15 protein-coding genes are annotated in these 18,047 nt (G+C 70.0%); 6 read left to right on the top strand and 9 right to left on the bottom strand.

Annotation, left to right across the window (positions count from 1 at the left end):
- Positions 1 to 10 precede the first annotated feature (10 nt).
- The 6 genes from ACQPXM_RS13930 to ACQPXM_RS13905 all read right to left on the bottom strand — a co-directional run bounded on the left by ACQPXM_RS13930 (position 11) and on the right by ACQPXM_RS13905 (position 5,513).
- Positions 11 to 1,060 (bottom strand): hypothetical protein, encoded by a 1,050-nt coding sequence (locus tag ACQPXM_RS13930; RefSeq protein WP_432948511.1) that lies wholly within the window; start codon positions 1,058 to 1,060, stop codon positions 11 to 13.
- Positions 1,018 to 1,566 (bottom strand): hypothetical protein, encoded by a 549-nt coding sequence (locus ACQPXM_RS13925; protein WP_432948509.1) that lies wholly within the window; start codon positions 1,564 to 1,566, stop codon positions 1,018 to 1,020. Before ACQPXM_RS13925 ends, ACQPXM_RS13930 begins: the two co-directional genes overlap by 43 nt.
- Before the next feature lie 148 nt (positions 1,567 to 1,714).
- Positions 1,715 to 2,485, bottom strand: a complete 771-nt coding sequence (gene recO / locus ACQPXM_RS13920) for a DNA repair protein RecO (RefSeq protein WP_432948507.1) — start codon at positions 2,483 to 2,485, stop codon at positions 1,715 to 1,717.
- Positions 2,486 to 2,514: 29 nt separating this feature from the next.
- Positions 2,515 to 3,390 carry an SDR family oxidoreductase gene (locus ACQPXM_RS13915; RefSeq protein ID WP_432948505.1) on the bottom strand — a complete coding sequence of 292 codons (876 nt, stop codon included), beginning with the start codon at positions 3,388 to 3,390 and terminating at the stop codon, positions 2,515 to 2,517.
- Positions 3,387 to 4,373, bottom strand: coding sequence for an aldo/keto reductase (locus tag ACQPXM_RS13910; protein WP_432948503.1), 987 nt, complete (start codon positions 4,371 to 4,373; stop codon positions 3,387 to 3,389). The genes ACQPXM_RS13915 and ACQPXM_RS13910 overlap by 4 nt, the downstream gene beginning before the upstream one ends.
- 114 nt (positions 4,374 to 4,487) lie before the next feature.
- Positions 4,488 to 5,513 (bottom strand): bifunctional alpha/beta hydrolase/OsmC family protein, encoded by a 1,026-nt coding sequence (locus ACQPXM_RS13905; protein WP_432948501.1) that lies wholly within the window; start codon positions 5,511 to 5,513, stop codon positions 4,488 to 4,490.
- Positions 5,514 to 5,723: 210 nt separating this feature from the next.
- Between ACQPXM_RS13905 and ACQPXM_RS13900 the strand changes: the two genes are divergently transcribed.
- The 3 genes from ACQPXM_RS13900 to ACQPXM_RS13890 are packed head-to-tail and all read left to right on the top strand — an operon-like array spanning position 5,724 to position 10,332.
- Positions 5,724 to 8,843 carry an FtsX-like permease family protein gene (locus ACQPXM_RS13900; protein WP_432948499.1) on the top strand — a complete coding sequence of 1,040 codons (3,120 nt, stop codon included), beginning with the start codon at positions 5,724 to 5,726 and terminating at the stop codon, positions 8,841 to 8,843.
- A complete protein-coding gene (locus tag ACQPXM_RS13895; protein WP_432948497.1) occupies positions 8,840 to 9,676 on the top strand; it encodes an ABC transporter ATP-binding protein in 837 nt (278 codons plus the stop codon). The genes ACQPXM_RS13900 and ACQPXM_RS13895 overlap by 4 nt, the downstream gene beginning before the upstream one ends.
- Positions 9,676 to 10,332 carry an ATP-binding cassette domain-containing protein gene (locus tag ACQPXM_RS13890; RefSeq protein ID WP_432948495.1) on the top strand — a complete coding sequence of 219 codons (657 nt, stop codon included), beginning with the start codon at positions 9,676 to 9,678 and terminating at the stop codon, positions 10,330 to 10,332. The genes ACQPXM_RS13895 and ACQPXM_RS13890 overlap by 1 nt, the downstream gene beginning before the upstream one ends.
- A 3-nt stretch (positions 10,333 to 10,335) precedes the next feature.
- Here the strand turns inward: ACQPXM_RS13890 and ACQPXM_RS13885 are convergent, their stop codons facing one another.
- Both ACQPXM_RS13885 and leuA read right to left on the bottom strand, forming a co-directional pair.
- The gene (locus ACQPXM_RS13885) at positions 10,336 to 11,808 is read right to left on the bottom strand and encodes a GNAT family N-acetyltransferase (protein ID WP_432948493.1); all 1,473 of its coding nucleotides are present in this window, start codon (positions 11,806 to 11,808) and stop codon (positions 10,336 to 10,338) included.
- Positions 11,809 to 11,850: 42 nt separating this feature from the next.
- Positions 11,851 to 13,524: a 2-isopropylmalate synthase gene (leuA, locus tag ACQPXM_RS13880; RefSeq protein WP_432948491.1), complete on the bottom strand. Its 1,674-nt coding sequence runs from the start codon at positions 13,522 to 13,524 to the stop codon at positions 11,851 to 11,853.
- A gap of 310 nt (positions 13,525 to 13,834) precedes the next feature.
- Here leuA and ACQPXM_RS13875 point away from each other — a divergent pair, with 310 nt between their 5' ends.
- Genes ACQPXM_RS13875 through ACQPXM_RS13865 form a run of 3 tightly spaced genes read left to right on the top strand, consistent with a single transcriptional unit; the run spans position 13,835 to position 15,789 of the window.
- Positions 13,835 to 14,650 carry a hypothetical protein gene (locus tag ACQPXM_RS13875; protein ID WP_432948489.1) on the top strand — a complete coding sequence of 272 codons (816 nt, stop codon included), beginning with the start codon at positions 13,835 to 13,837 and terminating at the stop codon, positions 14,648 to 14,650.
- A gap of 18 nt (positions 14,651 to 14,668) precedes the next feature.
- Positions 14,669 to 15,319 (top strand): alpha/beta fold hydrolase, encoded by a 651-nt coding sequence (locus ACQPXM_RS13870; RefSeq protein WP_432948487.1) that lies wholly within the window; start codon positions 14,669 to 14,671, stop codon positions 15,317 to 15,319.
- Between the two features lie 44 nt (positions 15,320 to 15,363).
- Positions 15,364 to 15,789 (top strand): PPOX class F420-dependent oxidoreductase, encoded by a 426-nt coding sequence (locus ACQPXM_RS13865; protein ID WP_432948485.1) that lies wholly within the window; start codon positions 15,364 to 15,366, stop codon positions 15,787 to 15,789.
- A 51-nt stretch (positions 15,790 to 15,840) separates the two neighbouring features.
- Here ACQPXM_RS13865 and katG read toward each other — a convergent pair whose 3' ends face one another.
- On the bottom strand, positions 15,841 to 18,045 hold the full coding sequence (gene katG / locus ACQPXM_RS13860; protein WP_432948483.1) for a catalase/peroxidase HPI: 2,205 nt from the start codon (positions 18,043 to 18,045) through the stop codon (positions 15,841 to 15,843).
- Positions 18,046 to 18,047: the final 2 nt, after the last annotated feature.

Here is an 18,047-nt window from a genome sequence, read left to right as displayed (position 1 = left end):
ACCGCCTAGGTCAGCACGACCGCGCAGGAGCGCTGACCTCCGGCTCGCTGCCGCCATCCGTAGCCACGAGGACCGGTCGCAGATCGATCACCGACAGGGAGGTCGAGCGGCTGAACTGCAGTGGGATGTCGCCCTCCATGCCGCCGCCGGTCCAGTGGACGTTCCAGTACGCCGTGGCGCTCACCGGGAACTTGCCGTTTTGCTCGCAGCGCGACGTCTTCACGTACTTATGCCCGCACGTGGGTGACGCCGGCACTTCCCGCAGCGACTTGCCTTCCACAGAGTTGCGGTCGAACGGCGTACCGGCGCCTTTGCAGGTGACCGTGTTGCCGTCGCCCATGGACCACTCGATCCGGTCGACCGTCCCGACGGCCTCGATCGTCACTCCGCCGAGAGATACGTGAGCCGATAGCGGGCCGGTCGTGCTTTCGCCGGGGTCGGTCACCCACATCCAGACCGGCGAGTTCACCACCCCTTCGTGCCGCGCGCTCTGCACGAACGGCGACAAGCCGAGCTGCGGCGCGACGAAGTTCATGTCGTCGACAACCTGACGAGCTGCCACTCGCGGGTCGATCGTCTCGGGCTCGCCGGGCTCCTTGATCTCCGACTCGAACCGCGCTTCGCCGACCGGCTTGCCGTCCACGACGTCGAGCAACACCCAGCAACGGTAGAACTTGCTGCCGGGTTTGATCTTGCTCATGTCCCCCAGGGTCATGGGCTTGTCCTGGGGCAGGAGATAACAACCCGACGAAGGATCCCAGAATCCGTCCTCGGTGGTGCACGGGATCGGCTTGCCCTCGAAGACGCAGCCTGACTTGCTGACCGACTTGGTCTTGTCCCCTTGACCTGGATCGCCAGTCGCCGGCTTACCCGGGTCGGTGACTTCGAACTGGCATTCGCCCGTTGTCGGGCTCAGCCTGCATTCCGGTGATCCCGGCTCCGGGTCTGCGGCAGCAGAGAGCGGCAGAATCAACGTGCCAGCGAGCACCAGAGCGACGCAGGATCCAAGCGACTTGCTCAACATTTCGCCGCCTTGTTCAGGCCGTACGACGCCTTCCATGCCCCGGCCTCCAAGCGCATCCGCATCTCGTCGAGCCAGCGAGTCGGTGTCCCAGGCTTCTTGACACTCTTACCGTTGGCGTCGACAGCGGTGACTTTCGACGAGTCAAAGCACGCCTGCACGGTGACTTCGCCGATCATCCCAGTGGGACCGGTTGGGCCGACCTTGAGCACCTTGGTCCAGACCACGTCGATCTGGCCTACGCTGTGCCACTTCCTCGCACGGAAGATCGTCGCCTGATTGAGCTCCGACGCGAGAATGACTCCGGTGGCGACTGATGAGAGAGGCTTGGTGTTCACACCGCCGCTGGCCTCTGTCGCCATCTTGGCCTGGAGATACCGCCGGTACGCGGCCTGCGCCTCGGCACCCGCCTCGCTCTGCGGTGACGGAGGTGTACTGCTCGCGGATGTCGGCGCCGTCGATGGCGTGAATGGAGGCGGTGTGGCGCTATCGGACGAGTCACACGAAGTCAGAACCGGGGCGAGCACTACCGCGATCGTGCTCACGATAAGACGCCGGATCATCCTGCCTCCACTAACCTCTGTGACTACTGACCGTATAACTCTGCCATACGCCTAGTGGCCTGGATCAGAGTTGTCCACAGGGGTCGGCTTGCGGCGGCGGGAAGTTGCAGGTTGTTGCAAGTGGCTGGAGTCAGCTGAGGGACTCGGTGCCTGGCAGCGGGACTACCGGAGCCGGCGTGAGGTCCAGGTGCCGCAAAGAGCGCAGGCGGTCCAGGTGCCAGGCTACGAAGGCGGCTACCAGGGTGTCTGCTTCGCGCCGGGTGCGGGGATCCGTGCGTTCGGCGGTGGGCCAGTCGCCGGTGAGGAGGGCTGCCAGGAGGGTGATGGTGGCGGGGGCGGGCATGGTGGAGGCGGGTGGGCGGCAGGAGGTGCAGACCATGCCACCGGCGGCGGGGTTGAAGGCTCGGTGGGGGCCTGGTTCGCCGCAGCGGGCGCAGTCGCCGAAGGAGGGGGCGTAGCCGGAGATGGCCAGGGAGCGGAGGAGAAACGAGTCGAGGATGAGGCGGGGTTCTCGTTCGCCGGTGGACAGGACTCGGAGGGCTCCGGCCAACAGGAGGTGTTGCTGGGTGGCTGGTTCTTTTTCCTCGACGACGAGGCGGTCCACGGTTTCCAGCAGGACTGTGCCGGTGGTGTAGCGGGCGTAGTCGGAGACGATGCCTTCGCCGTACGCGGCGATGGAGACCGCCTGGGTGACGACGTCGAGGGTGCGGCCGGTGGCGAGTTGCAGGTCGACGTGGCTGAAGGGTTCCAGTCGCGCGCCGAAGCGGGACGACGTACGGCGGACTCCCTTGGCGACGGCGCGGATCTTGCCGTGGGAGCGGGTCAGCAGGGTGGCGATGCGGTCGGCTTCGCCCAGTTTCTGGGTTCGGAGCACGATGGCTTCGTCACGGTAGAGCGGCACGGGGACAGTGTCTCAAATCGGTCCGACAGTCAGAGAGTGTTCACGTACTCGGCCAGGCCGGTGGGCTTACGGCCGGTGAGCTGCTCGACGGCGGGGCTGACGGCGCTCAGCTCGCCGCTGGCGATCGCGGCGTACGACGTGACCCAGCCGGCCACCTCCCAGGCGGGGGCGTTGAAGCGTTCGCGGGAGCGGTACGCCTCGTCGAGGGTCTCGGGCTCGTAGCGGATCTTGCGGCCGTACTTCTCGCTCAGTACGGCGGCCGCCTCGCTCAGGGTGAAGGCGGTCGGGCCGGTCAGGTCGTACGTCGCGCCGGCGTGCGCGGCGGGATCCAGCAGAACCTGGGCGGCGACCGCGGCGACGTCGGCGCGCAGGACGGCGGCGACGCGGCCGTCGCCGGCCGGACCACGGATCGCGTCGTCCTCGCCGACGAACCCGGGGACGAAGTCGAGGTACAGGTTGTCGCGCAGGAAGGTGAAACCGACGCCGGACTCGCGCAGGTGCTGCTCGGTGTGCCAGTGGTCGCGGGCGAAGGTGAACGTGGCGTTCGGGGCAGCGCCGACGAAGGAGGTGTAGACGATGTGGCGTACGCCGGCGGCGACCGCGGCGTCGATGGTTGCCGTATGCAAAGACACGCGGTCGGCGGACTCGGTGGCGCTGAGCAGGAGCAGGGTGTCGGCGCCGTCGAAGGCGTTGAGCAGAGCGGCGTGTTCGCCGTACGCGGCTTGAGCGACCTCGGTGTTGGGGAGCTCGGGGGCTCTTGCGGGGTCGCGGACCACCAGGCGTTGGCGTACGCCGGCGTCGGCGAGCTTTCGGGCGACTTGGGAGCCGAGATTGCCGGTGGAGCCGGTGACGGCGATCAGCGGCTGATCGCCTCCGCCGGGCACGTTGCTGCTGGGATCGGTCACTGGTTGACCATCTTCATGCCGGACTCGGTGTAGCGCGTACCGGCGGCGGCTTCCGGGGGGAACGCGTTGTTCAGGGTGTCGAGTTCCTCGGGGGTCAGGGTGATGTCGACCGCGGCCAGGTTCTCCGCGAGGTAGCTGCGGCGCTTGGTGCCGGGGATCGGCGCAACGTCGTTGCCCTGGGCAAGGAGCCAGGCGAGGGCCAGTTGGCCGGCGGTGACGCCGCGGGCGGCGGCGAGGGACTTGACCTGGGCGACCAGGTCGAGGTTCTTCTGGAAGTTCTCGCCGGTGAAGCGGGGCAGCGTGGCGCGCATGTCGTCGGGGCCGAAGTCCGACGGGGACTGGATCTGGCCGGTCAGGAAGCCGCGGCCCAGCGGGCTGAACGGGACGAAGCCGATGCCCAGCTCGCGCAGCGTCGGGAGGACGGTGGTCTCCGGGTCACGGGTCCACAGCGACCACTCGCTCTGGACGGCGCTGATCGGGTGGACGGCGTGTGCGGCGCGGACGGTGTCGCCGGACACCTCGGACAGACCGAGGTAGCGGACCTTGCCGGCCTGCACGGCCTCGGCCATCGCGCCGACGGTCTCCTCGATCGGGACCTGCGGGTCGCGGCGGTGCAGGTACCACAGGTCGACGTGGTCGACGCCGAGCCGGCGCAGCGACGCGTCGATCGCGGCGCGGGCGTACTCCGGGCTGCCGTTGATCACGTTCGGGATCGCGTCGCCGGCCTGGCTGCGGCTGAAGCCGAACTTCGTCGCCAGCACCACCTGGTCGCGGCGGCCGGCCAGGGCGCGTCCGACCAGCTCCTCGTTCGCGCCGTCGCCGTACACGTCGGCGGTATCGAGGAAGGTGCAGCCGGCATCGATCGCGGCGTGCACGGTCGCGATCGACTCGGCTTCGTCGCCGGCGCCGTACGACTGGGACATCCCCATGCAGCCGAGGCCGAGGGCGGAAACGGTCAGATCTCCGAGCTGGGATTCACGCATGCTCCGAACTTACCCCTGTCCCGTGGGTGGACGGGTTGGGGGCACTCCGGGCGGTACGGCGGGGAGGTGGGCGCCACAGACAATCCCCTGGCGAGGGTCAGCCGAAGCGGACCCTCAGTCGGCGATGGCCGTGCGGATCTGGACCTCCGAGTGCAGGGTCCGGTGGACCGGGCATTTGCCCGCGATCGCGAGCAGCTTCTCGCGTTGTTCGTCGGTGAGGTCGCCGTCCAGCGTGATCCGTAGGTCGATCCGGTCCAGCATGCCCGCACTGGTCTCGCACTCCTCGCAGTCCTTGGCGTGGACTCGCGCGTGCCGGAGCTCGATCGAGACGTCGCGGAGTGGGATCTGTTTGCGTTCGGCGTACATCCGGATTGTCATCGACGTGCACGAGCCGAGGGACGCCAGCAGCAGGTCGTACGGCGTGGGGCCGGTGTCGCGGCCTAGCGGGACGGGCTCGTCGGCGGTGAGGTGGTGGCGGCCGGCGACGATGGTTTGCGCGTACGGCGCGCCGTTCTCCCGTACGACGACCTGATGGCCCATCGTCAGGCCAGACGCGACCGGCGCCGCCGGTTTGGTCAGGTACCGGCCGACCCATGCGCCGAGCATCGTCGCCGCGTACACCGCGTCGGCCGCGTTCGTCAGCGCGTGATCCGCGCCGTCCAGCGCGATGAACGACTTCGGATGCCGGGCGGCGACGAACAGGTGCCCGGCGTTCTGGATGCCGACCTGCTGGTCGTTCGGCGCGTGCATCACCAGCAGTGCGGTGCGCGGCGGCGGGATCTCGCCGGCCGGGGCGTTGATCGTCACCACGGCCCGGATCTCCGGCACGAGGTGGGACGCCGACAGCACCGCGACCCCGCCGAGCGAGTGCCCGATCAGGATCTCCGGCGGCTCGAAGTTCGCCCGCAGGTGGTACGCCGCGAGCACCACGTCGGCGACCGCCCCGGCGGCGCCGATCTCGAACGCGAGCACGGCGATCCCCGCCCGGGTCAGAGAGTCGGCGATGACGTCCACGGACCCCGGTGAGCGGTGCGCCAGGACGGCGTACGCGCGGACTTCGCCGGTGGGCAGGGCAAGGAGTGCGTCGAGTGATCCGCCCTGCGGCCTGTCCAGCTCCAGCGTGACCTTCGGATCCGTCATGGCACAAGCATCCCCGACCCGGCGAACCACCCGGCGCATCGACCCACGGTGACGGCCGGGTACCGCTGGGTAGCAACACTTCGACCGAGGCGGCAAGGGCCGGTCGGGCAGGCAACGAAAGCGCATCGGTGGACGCCGAAATCCTGACGTGACACCGGTCAGTCCGTAGGTTCTCGACAGGGTTCACGGGCTGCTGGGGGGTACGGAGAGATGTTCCTAGGCCGGGCGTTGCGCTACCGGTGGTCCCAGGCCGTGGTCCTGGCCGGGGTGAGTCTGCTGATCGGCACGTGCGCCTCGTTCGCGCCCTGGTTCTCCCGGGCGGTGGAACAGACCGTCACGACCGAGATGCTGACCAACCAGCCGCTGGTCGCCGCCTGGCAGTTGGAAGCACTGCCGCCGCCGACCAGCCGCATCGTCAGCAAACCGACGCCGCCGGAGAAGCTGCGGACACTCGTTCCCGCTGATCTCGAACCGCTGTTCAGCCCGCCCGTGTACGGCGCGCACGTCGACATCACCTGGCTCACCGGCCCGCAGATCACCGCACCCAAGCCGCAGGGACGCATCCTGTGGCGCGACGGGTACTGCGAGCGGCTGAAGCTGACCGCCGGCCGGTGCGCCTCGGCGCCCAGCGAGGTGGTGATGTCGGCCGTGGACGTCGACAACCACGGCATCAAGCTCGGCCAGCGCCTGAACATCATCCCCAACCAGTACGTCGGCAGCGGCGTGCTGACCGTCGTCGGTCTGTACGTCCCTGCGGACGCCAAGGACGTGTACTGGTTCGGCCGCCCACCAACCGGACACTCTTTTCCCGAGTTCGGCGAGAAGCCCGGCGGGCTGGACTACCTGCTGACCGACCGCAAGACCTTCGACCAGGCGGCCTGGGGACATCGCAACACCGTCGACACCCGGCCGCTGCCCGGCCTCACCCGCCTGGACGATCTCGAGCGGCTCAAAGCCGCCACCGCGAACGTCGAGGCGCAGGCCGGCGAACTCCAGTACAACGCCCACAACAACTCCGGCCTGGTCGGACTGGTCGACTCGATCGCGGCCGAACGGCGGCAGGCGGCGACCATCATCCCGTTGGTGATGGTCCAGGTCGCCCTGTTCGGCGTGGTGGTGCTGGCCCTGGCGCTGGCGGCGGTGGTCGACCAGCGCCGCCCCGAGCTCGCTGTGGCCCGGCTGCGCGGAGCGAGTGCGCGATCGGCCGGGCAGGCGCTGGCGCTGGAGCTCGGAGTGCCCGTCGCGGCCGGGATGCTCCTGGGCGCGGCGTCCGGGTTCGGCCTGCTCCTGGCCGTCAGACAGACCTGGCTCGACGGAGGGTCGCCGATCGAGTTCCACTGGACGGTGCCGGCCGCAGTCGGCGTGGCGTTGGTCGTCGGGCTTGTCGTCGTGGTGTCGACCGTTCGCTCGGTCGCCCGGCAACCGATCTCGACCCTGCTGCGCCGCGTGGTCCCCCGCCGGGGCGGCAGGACCGTGGCGATCGCCGACGTCGCGATCGTCGTACTGGCGACGGCTGGTCTGGTCGGCGCGTTGACCGGCGGTGGCCGCGGGCCTTTGCCGGTGCTGACCCCCACGCTGCTCGCGCTGGCGGCCGGACTGACCTTCGCCCATCTCTTGCTCCCGGCGGCAGCCCTGATCAGCCGGCAGGCGTTGCGGGCCGGCCGTCTCGGCCTCGCACTCGGCGCACTCCAGGTTTCGCGGCGGCCGGCGGTGACCCGCATCGTCGCCGTCGTCGCGGTGGCGACCGCCCTGGTCTCGTTCGCCGGCCAGGCCGCGTCCGTTGCCGGGGACAACCGGGAGACCCGCGCCGGCTACGAGGCGGGCGCCGAAGGCGTCGTCCAGGTCAACGCGACCGACCTCGGCGACTTCACCGAGGCGCTGGACAGTGTCGATCGCGAGCGGCAGTGGCTGTCCCCCGTCGTGATCGCCACCACGACCGCACCCGACGCGCTGGGCACGGTGATGATCGAACCGGACAGCTTCCGCCGGATCGCCTTCCAGGGCGACGAACTGACCGATGCGGAAGGCTTCGGGCAGCTGTCCGCGCCGAGGCAACCGGCCCCGATCGAGCTCCGTGGCACGACGCTGCGCGTGTCCGCGAGCATCGGCCGGGTCGAACCGGTGGTTCCGAAGACGATCGACGGCACTCCGCCACCGCCACAAGCCCCGGCGAAGTCGGTGATCATCCAGGCGACCCTGGTCAGCCTGCGGGACGGTAGCCGGTACGACACCCGCTTCCCCGCGCTGCCGCTGGTCCCGGGCCGAACCGTCGACCTGACCACCACCATGTCGAGCTGCCAGGACGGCTGCCGCCTGCTGCGACTCGGCATCGCCCGGGACCTCAACGACCAGTCCGGCATCAAGGGCGACGTCGTACTCAGCAGGTTCGGTTCCGACGGCACTCCGGCCGCGTCACTCGGTACGGCGGCTGACTGGCAGGAGATCCCGCAACTCAGCGAGGACAGCGGCGCCATCCGGGCCAAGGACGGACCCGCCGGCGGCCTGACCCTGACCGTCACCAGCATCGCGCTGCCCACGGTGCTCCAGCACGGGTCGACTCCGCCGAGGACGCCGGCGCTGGTGACCAGCGGTTACCCCGTCCAGGACGGTACGACAGTGCCCGCGCTGGACGGGATCGCGCAGCTGGTCCGCCCGATCGACCGGCTTCGCGGACCGATCAACCGCTATCCCGAGCGATCCGCCGTCGTCGATCTCGAGGCGCTCCGGCGAATCGGCGGTACGGTTGCCCAGAGCAACGTCTCGTTCGAGGTCTGGCTGAACGCCGAGGGTGTGGCCAAGGCCGACCAGCTGATCGCGGCGCTCGGCAAGAGCGGGATGGACGCCTCCCTGGCCGACCGCAGTGCCGCGCGGGCAGAGGTGTACGGGCGCTCGGCGAGCGCACTCGCGCTGCAACTGACGCCGGTGATCGGCGTCGCCGGCTGGTCGCTCGCGATCATCGTGCTGCTGCTGATGGTGGTCACCTCGTGGCGGTCGCGGGCCCAGGACTACGCGAGCCTGCGGATCACCGGCGTACCGGCTGCCACGACCGGTCGGGCCGCGCGCTGGGAGCAGACCGGACCGGTCGCGCTGGCCGTGCTGCTCGGCTCGATCTGCGGGGTGGTCGGTGCGAAGGTCGCACTGCCGCTGATCCCGTTGTTCGCCGAGACCGGTGAACCGTCACCGATCCCGCTCGACCTCGGCACGAACTGGGCCGTGGCCGGGGCGCTCTGGCTGATCGGGACCGTCGTGCTGACCACGACCACGCTGTTGCTCGGCTCCGGTGTGAACCGCCGGGCCGGCTACAGCCGGATCAAGGAGGACCTGGCATGAGCGGCCTCGCGATCAGCACCAGCGGTCTGGTGCACATCTACCGCAGCCAGGGCCATGACGTCGCGGCGCTGTCCGGCATCGGGATCTCGGTCCGGCCGGGTGAGCTGGTCGGCCTGCTCGGACCGTCCGGCGCCGGCAAGTCGACGCTGCTGCAGCTGTGCGGCGGACTGCTCACGCCGAGCGCGGGCCGGCTGCACATCGGTGAGCACAACGTCGCCACGATGACCGAGGCGGAGCTGGACCGGATGCGCGCCGCCGACGTCGGCATCGTGCTCCAGGGTGCCGGGCGCAACCTCATCCCGTACCTGACACCGCTCGACAACATCCGCTACGCCCAGCAGGCCGCGCCGCGCAACCGCGACCTGCCGACGCCGGAGGAGGTGCTGGAACTGGTCGGCCTCGCCCGGCAGGCGAAGTCACCGCTCGGCAGGCTCACGCCGGGCCAGATCCAGCTCACCGCCGTCGCGGTCGGGATCGCCACCTATCCCGGGCTGTTGCTGGCCGACGAGCCGACCAGCCAGCTCGATCACCAGGCGCGTGACGAGGTGCTGGCGGCGATCTCGACCATCAACCGGACCACCGGGATGACAGTGCTGCTGATCACCCACGACCCGGAGGTCGCCGCCGCGCTGCCGCGGACGATCACGATCCGGGACGGCCGGATCGCCTCCGAGGGCCGGTCCGGCGAGGAGTTCGCGGTGGTCGCCACCGACGGGTCGCTGCCGCTGCCGCCGCACGTGGCCGACCTGCTGCCACCCGGGACACTGCTGCGGGTCACCACCACCGAGGACGGCGAAGTCCGGCTCAGTCCGGTCGAGCAGGAGGACTCCTGATGAGCATCGAGCACGGCATCACCGCCACCGGCCTCGTGGTCGCGTACGACGACGTGGTGGCCGTCGCCGACGTGTCGCTGCGGGTCCCGCCGGGCTTCGTCCTGGCCGTCAGTGGGCCGTCCGGCGCGGGCAAGAGTTCGTTGCTGTGGGCCCTTGCCGGGGCCCTCACGCCGAAGGCGGGCACGGTCGCACTGGACGGCGTACCGGTGGTGGACCGGCCGGGCGCGTCCCAGCAGGGCGTCGTACTGATTCCCCAGGGCAACGGACTGGCACGCGTGCTCACCGCCCGGGAGAACCTGGCTCTGCCATTGCTTGCCGAGGGCAAGGAAGACGTTGATCGGGTGATCGACGAGGCGCTGACGGCGGTGGGACTCGAGGAGAGCGGCGACCACCTGGTCGAGGAGCTGTCCGGTGGCGAGCAGCAGCGTGTCGCGGTCGCGCGCGGGCTGGCTCAGCAGGGCAGGGTCGTGCTGGCGGACGAATCGACCAGCGAGCTCGACAGCACCAACCGCGAACGCGTCCTGGAGCTGCTCCGCCGGGAGGCCGAGCGCGGCGCCGCCGTCGTCATCGCCACCCATGACCCGAGCGTGGCCGCCGGCGCCGACGGCCACGCGACGATGGACGAAGGTCACCTCAGCTGGGAACGCCGCCTGTAGCCGTCAGAGACCGATGAGGTGCGGCGACGCCGGTGGTCCGCTCGCGAGCAGGTCGGCGAGGTAGACCGGAAGCGCGCGTGGAGAGAACACGTCCGGGCCGTCGTACGCCGTGAGCTCGTCCAGGGTCCACCAGCGATGGCCGTGCACGTTCTCGGCGAGCAGCTCGGCCGCCGACATCGAGCCGACCGGGGTGTGGCTGTCGACCCGGATCAGGAAGTAGTCGTTGATCACCCCGTCGTACCCCCGCGCGTGGCCCGCGGCAACAACCTCCTGGTGCCACACGTGCGGCGGATCGACCGGCGGCGTCAGACCGATCTCCTCGGCCAGCTCGCGAGTGAGTGCCTGCAGCAACGACTCCCCCGGCTCGACCCCGCCGCCGGGTGCCGCCCACACGTCCGGCCGGTCGTCGAAGGAGAACCGCATCAGCAGGATCCGGTCGTCCCGGTCCAGGACGACGGCCCGCGCGGCCGGGCGCAGCTTCGGGGTCGCGCGCTCCAGCTCGTGGTGCTGTTCGACGACCTCGAAGCCGAAGCGGGCGTTGACCGTCCGCATGGCGACGTTCGAGTGGGCGGTCCAGGTGTGCAGCAGACGCTGGGTGGTGCGGCGCTTCGCGAGCTGGTCGAGGTTGGCCAGTTTCAGGTGAGCGCCGAGATTGTGGCCGCGATGGTCGCGCAGCACGAGGGTGTCGTCCTGCAACGCGTGCTCGGGATCGGCGTTCATCAGGTACATCAATGTGTAGCCCGCCGGGGCGCCGTCGAGGGTGTGCGCCATCGTCACCATCGCCAGGTAGTTCTTCGCAAGCCGCTGCTCGCTGGCCCGCAGCCGCTCGACGGTCCACGGCGCGGGGTCGCGCGTCATCTCCCCCGACGGGACGTCGAGATCCATCGCCGTTCTCAGGTCGGCGTACGCCGGCAGGTGCTGCTCGGGGCACGGGCCCACCCAGGACGTCAGGCGGTACCCGTTCGGCTCGCCCACCTCGGACCGGAGCCGTTCCAGCCGGTCGGCGTCGTACGGGAGCGGGACGACGAGGTGGTCCTCGACGTTGCCGATGGTGAACCCGAGGCCCGCGGCGAAAATGCTGCCCGGCCACGGCTGGTCCGAAGTGGGGACTCCGAGCTCGGCCTGGAAGATCGTCCGACCGAGTTCGGCCGCACGGGCCGTTGCCCAGCGCCACAACATCGTGCCGGCGCCGCGGCGGCGCTCGGCGGGCGGAACGGCGATCTCCACCTCGACGCTGTCCAGGTTGTCCAGCAGCGGGTACGCGAACAGCAGCGCGCCGATCAGCCGGTCGCCCTCGAAGGCGCCCACCGGGATCCGTGTCTTCTGCGGTCCCGGATGACGCAGCGAGCAGGCCAGCGCCTCACGCGTCTCCAGCAGCGCGGCCGGCCGGCCCTCCGAGAGGCCGGCGCGGAAAGCGTCGTACCAGCTCCCGTACGCCGCGTCGTCGGACGGGTCGATCTCGCGCACGGTGATCATCCGCCGAGCCAAGCAGCTCGGCGGACGATCCGCACGTGGATTTCAGCGAGTGGCGCGGTTGATCGCCGAGACGACGGCCTTCAGCGACGCGGTCAGGATGTTGGCGTCGCGGCCGACACCCCAGTACACCTCGTCGCCGACCTCGCACTCGACGTACGCCGCGGCCAGGGCGTCGCCGCCGGCCGAGAGCGCGTGCTCGTGGTAGTCCAGCACGCGCACGTCGTACTTCAGCGGCTTGATCGCGTCGACGAACGCCGAGACCGGGCCGTTGCCCTCACCGGTCAGCTCGTGCGGTACGCCGTTGGAGTAGACCTGTACGGCGACCGTCTCGTTGCCCTCGCCGCCGGACTTCGAGGTGACGGTCAGCAGCGAGAGCTTGCCCGGCGCCAGGTACTCGTTGGCGAAGATGTCCCACATCACCTGGGGGCCGACCTCGCCGCCCTCGGCGTCGGTGTGCTGCTGGATGACCCGGCTGAACTCGATCTGCAGCCGGCGCGGCAGGTCGAGGCGGTGCTCGGACTTCATGATGTAGGCGACGCCGCCCTTGCCGGACTGCGAGTTGACCCGGATGACCGCCTCGTACGAGCGGCCGACGTCCTTGGGGTCGATCGGCAGGTACGGCGCTTCCCAGGCGATCTCGCCGACCGGCTTGCCCTCGGCCGCGGCCTGCTTGTCGAGCGCCTCCAGGCCCTTCTTGATCGCGTCCTGGTGGGAGCCGGAGAAGGCGGTGTAGACCAGGTCGCCGGCGTACGGCTGACGCTCGGGCACGCGCATCTGGGTGCAGTACTCGACCGTCCGGCGGATCTCGTCGATGTCGGAGAAGTCGATCTGCGGGTCGATGCCCTGGCTGAACAGGTTCATGCCCAGGGTGACCAGGTCGACGTTGCCGGTCCGCTCGCCGTGGCCGAACAGGCAGCCCTCGACCCGATCCGCGCCGGCCATCAGGGCCAGCTCGGTGGCGGCGACGGCGGTGCCGCGGTCGTTGTGCGGGTGCAGGCTGATCGTGCTGTGCTCGCGCCGGGTCAGGTTGCGGCCGAACCACTCGATCTGGTCGGCGTACACGTTCGGCGTGGACATCTCGACGGTGGCCGGCAGGTTCAGGATGATCTCGCGCCCCTCGGCCGGCTGCCAGACGTCGCTGACCGCCTCGCACACCTCGAGCGCGAACTCCAGCTCGGTGCCGGTGAAGATCTCCGGGCTGTACTGGTAGCCGAACTCGCAGTCGCCCAGCATCTCGTCGGCGTACTTCATCACGGTCTCGGTGCCCCGTACGGCGATCGCGCGGCACTCGGCCTTGTCGACGTTGAACACGACCCGGCGGAACAGCGGCGCGGTCGCGTTGTAGAGGTGGATGGTGGCCTTCGGCGAGCCCTGCAGCGACTGCACGGTCCGCTCGATCAGCTCCTCGCGGGCCTGGGTCAGCACCGAGATCGTCACGTCGTCGGGGATCGCGTCGCCCTCGATCAGGCTGCGGACGAAGTCGAAGTCGTACTGGCTGGCACTGGGGAAACCGACCTCGATCTCCTTGTAGCCCATCTTCACCAGCAGGTCGAACATCCGCCGCTTGCGGGCCGGCGACATCGGCTCGACCAGGGCCTGGTTGCCGTCCCGCAGGTCGGTGGACAGCCAGCGCGGGGTCCGGTCGACGGTCTTGGCGGGCCAGGTCCGGTCCGGCAGGTCGATCGGCGGGAACGCGCGGTAACGCTGCACCGGCATACCGGAAGGTTGCTGAACGGGCTGGGGCTGGTTCTTGGGTGCCACGGGGGTTCTCCTCGAGAAGGCTGTACCACGGGGTCGTCGACGACCGGCGCACGACAGAACTCCGCGGCGAGGGAACCGGCCTGGTCAGGCCTCGCCGCGGCAGCGAAGGAGGAGAACCTGGTGCCGCATGATGCCAGCGAGTCTAAGCACAGGCCCGCCCGGCCGTCGAACCGGGGGTCTCGATCGGCGAGACACGCAGCGTGACGGGCGACCGCGTCCGTGGTGAGTAGACATTGTCTACCTGTCTCGTGTAGACAGTGTCTACGTGACCGCCCTCGCGTTGCTGACCATCGCCGCCTGCTGCCACGCCACCTGGAATCTGCTGCTCAAGAATTCGTCATTCCCGGGCCCTGACCTGGTCTGGCTGTGCGCCGCCGTCACCGCTCCGGTTTCGCTCGTGCTGCTCTTCAGCGGTGGAATCGGCACGACCTGGTGGGCCGCTCTGGTCAGCATGGCTCTGCACACCGGCTACGCCATCACCCTGCAGAAGGCGTACGGCGCGGGCGGCTTCGGCGTGGTCTATCCGGTCAGCCGGGGCACGACCCCGGTCCTGGTGACGCTCGCGGCGATCCCGTGGACCGGCCTGCCGGCTCCGATCACCTGGGCCGGTGCGGCGCTGGTGGCCGGCGGTGTGCTGGTGATGGATCGCAGCCCGACCCGGCGCGGGCTCGGCCGGGGTGTCGGGCTCGGCCTCGTCGTGGGCGCGTGCAGCTGCGCGTACACGCTCTGGGACGGCTACGCGATCAGTACTCTCGGCGTCGACCTGCTCCCCTACCTGGCGGTCTCAAACCTGGCCCAGTTCGGTCTGCTCACAGCGACTCTCCGCCCGGACCGCCGGCTCGCCGCCGTGCTTCCGCACTGGCGCAACGCCGTACCGATCGCTGTGCTGACGCCCGCGAGTTACGGGCTCGTCCTGGTCGCGATGACGCTGACCTCGATCGAGGCGGTCGCCGTCGGCCGCACCCTCAACGTTGCCGTCGGCACCTTGCTCGGCCTCGTCGTACTCCGCGAGCGCCTCACCCCGATCACCGCCACCGGCCTCGTCGCCGTCGTCGGCGGCGTCCTGCTCGTCTCGACCTAGTTGGGAGAAACTCACTCGATGAAGACGCTCGTCTGCCTGCACGCCGCGATCAGCGGCCCCGGCACCTGGGATGGGGTCCGCCCCGGCCTGACCGCCCTCGGCTACCAACTCCACTGCCCGACCCTGCTCGGCCACGAGAACGCCGTACGGCGTGAGTCGTACCCCTTGACCGCCTTCCGGGACCAGGTCGTCCACGAGCTCGACGCCGCCGGCGTCGAGCGTTTCACGCTGGTCGGCCACTCGCTCGGCGCGTTCGTCGCTTCGCTGATCGCGCAGCAGCACCCCGACCGCGTCGACCGACTGGTGCTCGAGGAGCTGCCGGTGCCACCCCGCGACGCCCAGGATCATCCACCCGCCCGGCGCGGCACCGGTCCGGTGATGCGACTGCTGGCCGGATTCAGCCGACGCTCCTACGACCCGGTCATGTTCCGCCAGGTCCTGGCCCAGCTGGTCGAACCCCAGCCCCGATGGTGGAGTGACCTCTCGGCGATCACCGCTCCCACGCTGCTCCTGGCCGGCGGCCCCGGCAGCCACCTGGACCAGACGCGCTACCAGCTGCTGGCAAGCTCCTTGCCCTCAGCAACCATCACCACGGTCGACAGTGGTCACCGCATCCACAGCAAGTCCCCGGACCGCTGGCTCGCGGCGGTCGCCGGCTTCCTGCGCTGAGACAGGCTTGAGCTCAAGCGCACTTGACCTTCTACGCTGGTCGCATGACCGACTCACTCGCCGAGCGTCTCGGCACCCACGGCCTCGGTGTTCTCGTCACGCTGAAGCGGGACGGGCGGCCGCAGCTGTCCAACGTCACCTACGTGTACGACGCCGAGAGCGACCGGATCCGCGTCTCGCTGACCGACGGACGGGCGAAGACCAAGAACCTGCGCCGCGACCCGCGGGCCAGTCTGTACGTCAACGGCCCCAACGGCCGGTCGTACCTGGTGCTCGAAGGCAAGGCCGAGCTGAGTGCGGTGGCACAGGATCCGCACGACGACGCGGTCGAGGCGCTGGTCGACTACTACCGGACGGCCTCCGGCGAGCACCCGGACTGGGACGACTACCGCCGCGCGATGGTCGCGGAGGGGCGGCTGCTGCTCACGATGACCGTCGACCACTCCTACGGGATGCCTTCCCCGTCCTGACCGACACGAACGGCCCGGCTCACCGAGTGAGCCGGGCCGTTCGCGATCAGGTCACTTCAGGTCGAACCGGTCGAGCTCCATCACCTTCACCCACGCGGCGACGAAGTCCTTGACGAACTTCTCCTGCGCGTCGGCCGCGGCGTACACCTCGGCGAGCGCGCGCAGCTGCGAATTGGCGCCGAAGACCAGGTCGACGGCGGTCGCCGTCCACTTGACCTCGTCCGAGCCCAGCTCACGGATCTCGAAGACGTTCTCGTCGACGACCGAGGTCTTCCACTCCGTGCCCGGCGCGAGCAGGTTCACGAAGAAGTCGGTGGTCAGCGTCTCCGGCCGGTCGGTGAACACGCCGTGCTTCGAGCCGCCGGTGTTCGCGCCCAGCGCCCGCAGGCCGCCGATCAGCACCGTCAGCTCGGGCGCGGTCAGGGTCAGCATGTAGGCCCGGTCCAGCAGCAGCGTCTCCGGCGACAGCTTCTCACCGGCCCGCAGGTAGTTGCGGAATCCGTCGGCGCGCGGCTCGAGCACCGCGAACGTCTCGGTGTCGGTGTCTTCCTGCGAGGCGTCGGTCCGGCCCGGGTGGAACGGCACCGTGACGTCCTGCCCGGCGTTGGCCGCCGCGCGCTCGACGCCCGCGTTGCCGGCCAGCACGATCAGGTCGGCCAGCGAGACCCGCTTGCCGCCGGTCTGCGCGCTGTTGAACTCCTGCTGGATCTGCTCCAGCTTCGGCAGCACCTCGGCCAGCTCGGCCGGCTGGTTGACCTCCCAGTTGCGCTGCGGCTCGAGCCGCAGCCGGGCGCCGTTCACGCCACCGCGCTTGTCGGTGCCGCGGAACGAGGCCGCCGCGGCCCACGCCGTCCGGACCAGCTGACCGACGGACAGCCCGGAGTCGAGCAGCTTCGCCTTCAGCGCCGCGGCGTCGGCGTCGTCGATCAGCTCGTGGTCGACGGCCGGGACCGGGTCCTGCCACAGCTGCGGCTCCGGGACCCACGGCCCGAGGTAGCGCGACACCGGACCCATGTCACGGTGCAGCAGCTTGTACCAGGCCTTGGCGAACGCGAGCTGGAACTCCTCCGGATGCTCCAGGAACCGCCGCGAGATCTTCTCGTACTCCGGGTCGACGCGCAGCGCGAGGTCCGTGGTCAGCATCGTCGGGCGGTGCTTCTTGTTCGCGTCGTACGCGTCCGGCACGGACTCCTCGGCGTCCTTGGCGACCCACTGCCATGCGCCGGCCGGGCTCTTGGTCAGCTCCCACTCGTGGCCGAACAGGTTCTGGAAGAAGCCGTGACCCCACTTGGTCGGCGTGCTGGTCCAGGTCACCTCGAGACCGCTGGTGATCGCGTCCGGGCCCTTGCCGGAGCCGTACGTGCTCTTCCAGCCCAGGCCCTGCGCCTCGATCGGCGCCGCCTCCGGCTCGGGACCGACGTGGTCGGCCGGGCCGGCGCCGTGGGTCTTGCCGAACGAGTGACCGCCGGCGATCAGCGCGATGGTCTCCTCGTCGTTCATCGCCATCCGGCCGAAGGTCTCGCGGATGTCGCGGGCCGCGGCCAGCGGGTCCGGCTGGCCGTTGGGGCCCTCGGGATTGACGTAGATCAGGCCCATCTGGACCGCGCCGAGCGGGTTGGCGAGCTGCCGGTCACCGCTGTAGCGCTGGTCGCCCAGCCAGGTGTCCTCGGGACCCCAGAAGATCTCCTCCGGCTCCCAGACGTCCTCGCGGCCGAAGCCGAAGCCGAAGGTCTGGAAGCCCATGTCCTCCAGCGCCACGTTGCCGGCCAGGACCAGCAGGTCGGCCCAGGAGATCTTGCGGCCGTACTTCTGCTTGACCGGCCAGAGCAGGCGGCGGGCCTTGTCCAGGTTGGCGTTGTCGGGCCAGCTGTTCAGCGGGGCGAAGCGCTGCGCGCCGTCGCCGCCACCACCGCGGCCGTCCTCGATCCGGTAGGTGCCGGCGCTGTGCCAGCTCATCCGGATGAACAGCGGGCCGTAGTGCCCGAAGTCGGCCGGCCACCAGTCCTGCGACGTCCGCATCACCTCGACGATGTCGCGCTTGAGCGCGTCCACGTCGAGCTTCTTGAACTCCTCGGCGTAGTCGAAGTCCTGCTCCAGCGGGCTGGCCTGCGGGGCGTGCCGGCGCAGCACCGAGAGGTCCAGCTGGTTCGGCCACCAGTCCCGGTTCGACCGCGGATTGGGCACCGCCGGCGTCGGGGAGTCGATGGCGGGGTTCTCGCTCTCACTGCCGTGCGGCAGGTCAGGCGTCTCGGTCATGC

The sequence above is a fragment of the Kribbella sp. CA-253562 genome, assembly GCF_050942265.1.
In the GTDB taxonomy this organism is placed as follows: Bacteria; Actinomycetota; Actinomycetes; order Propionibacteriales; family Kribbellaceae; genus Kribbella.
Note: the sequence above shows the minus strand (reverse complement) of the source record. Positions and strands in the feature narration are given on the sequence as shown.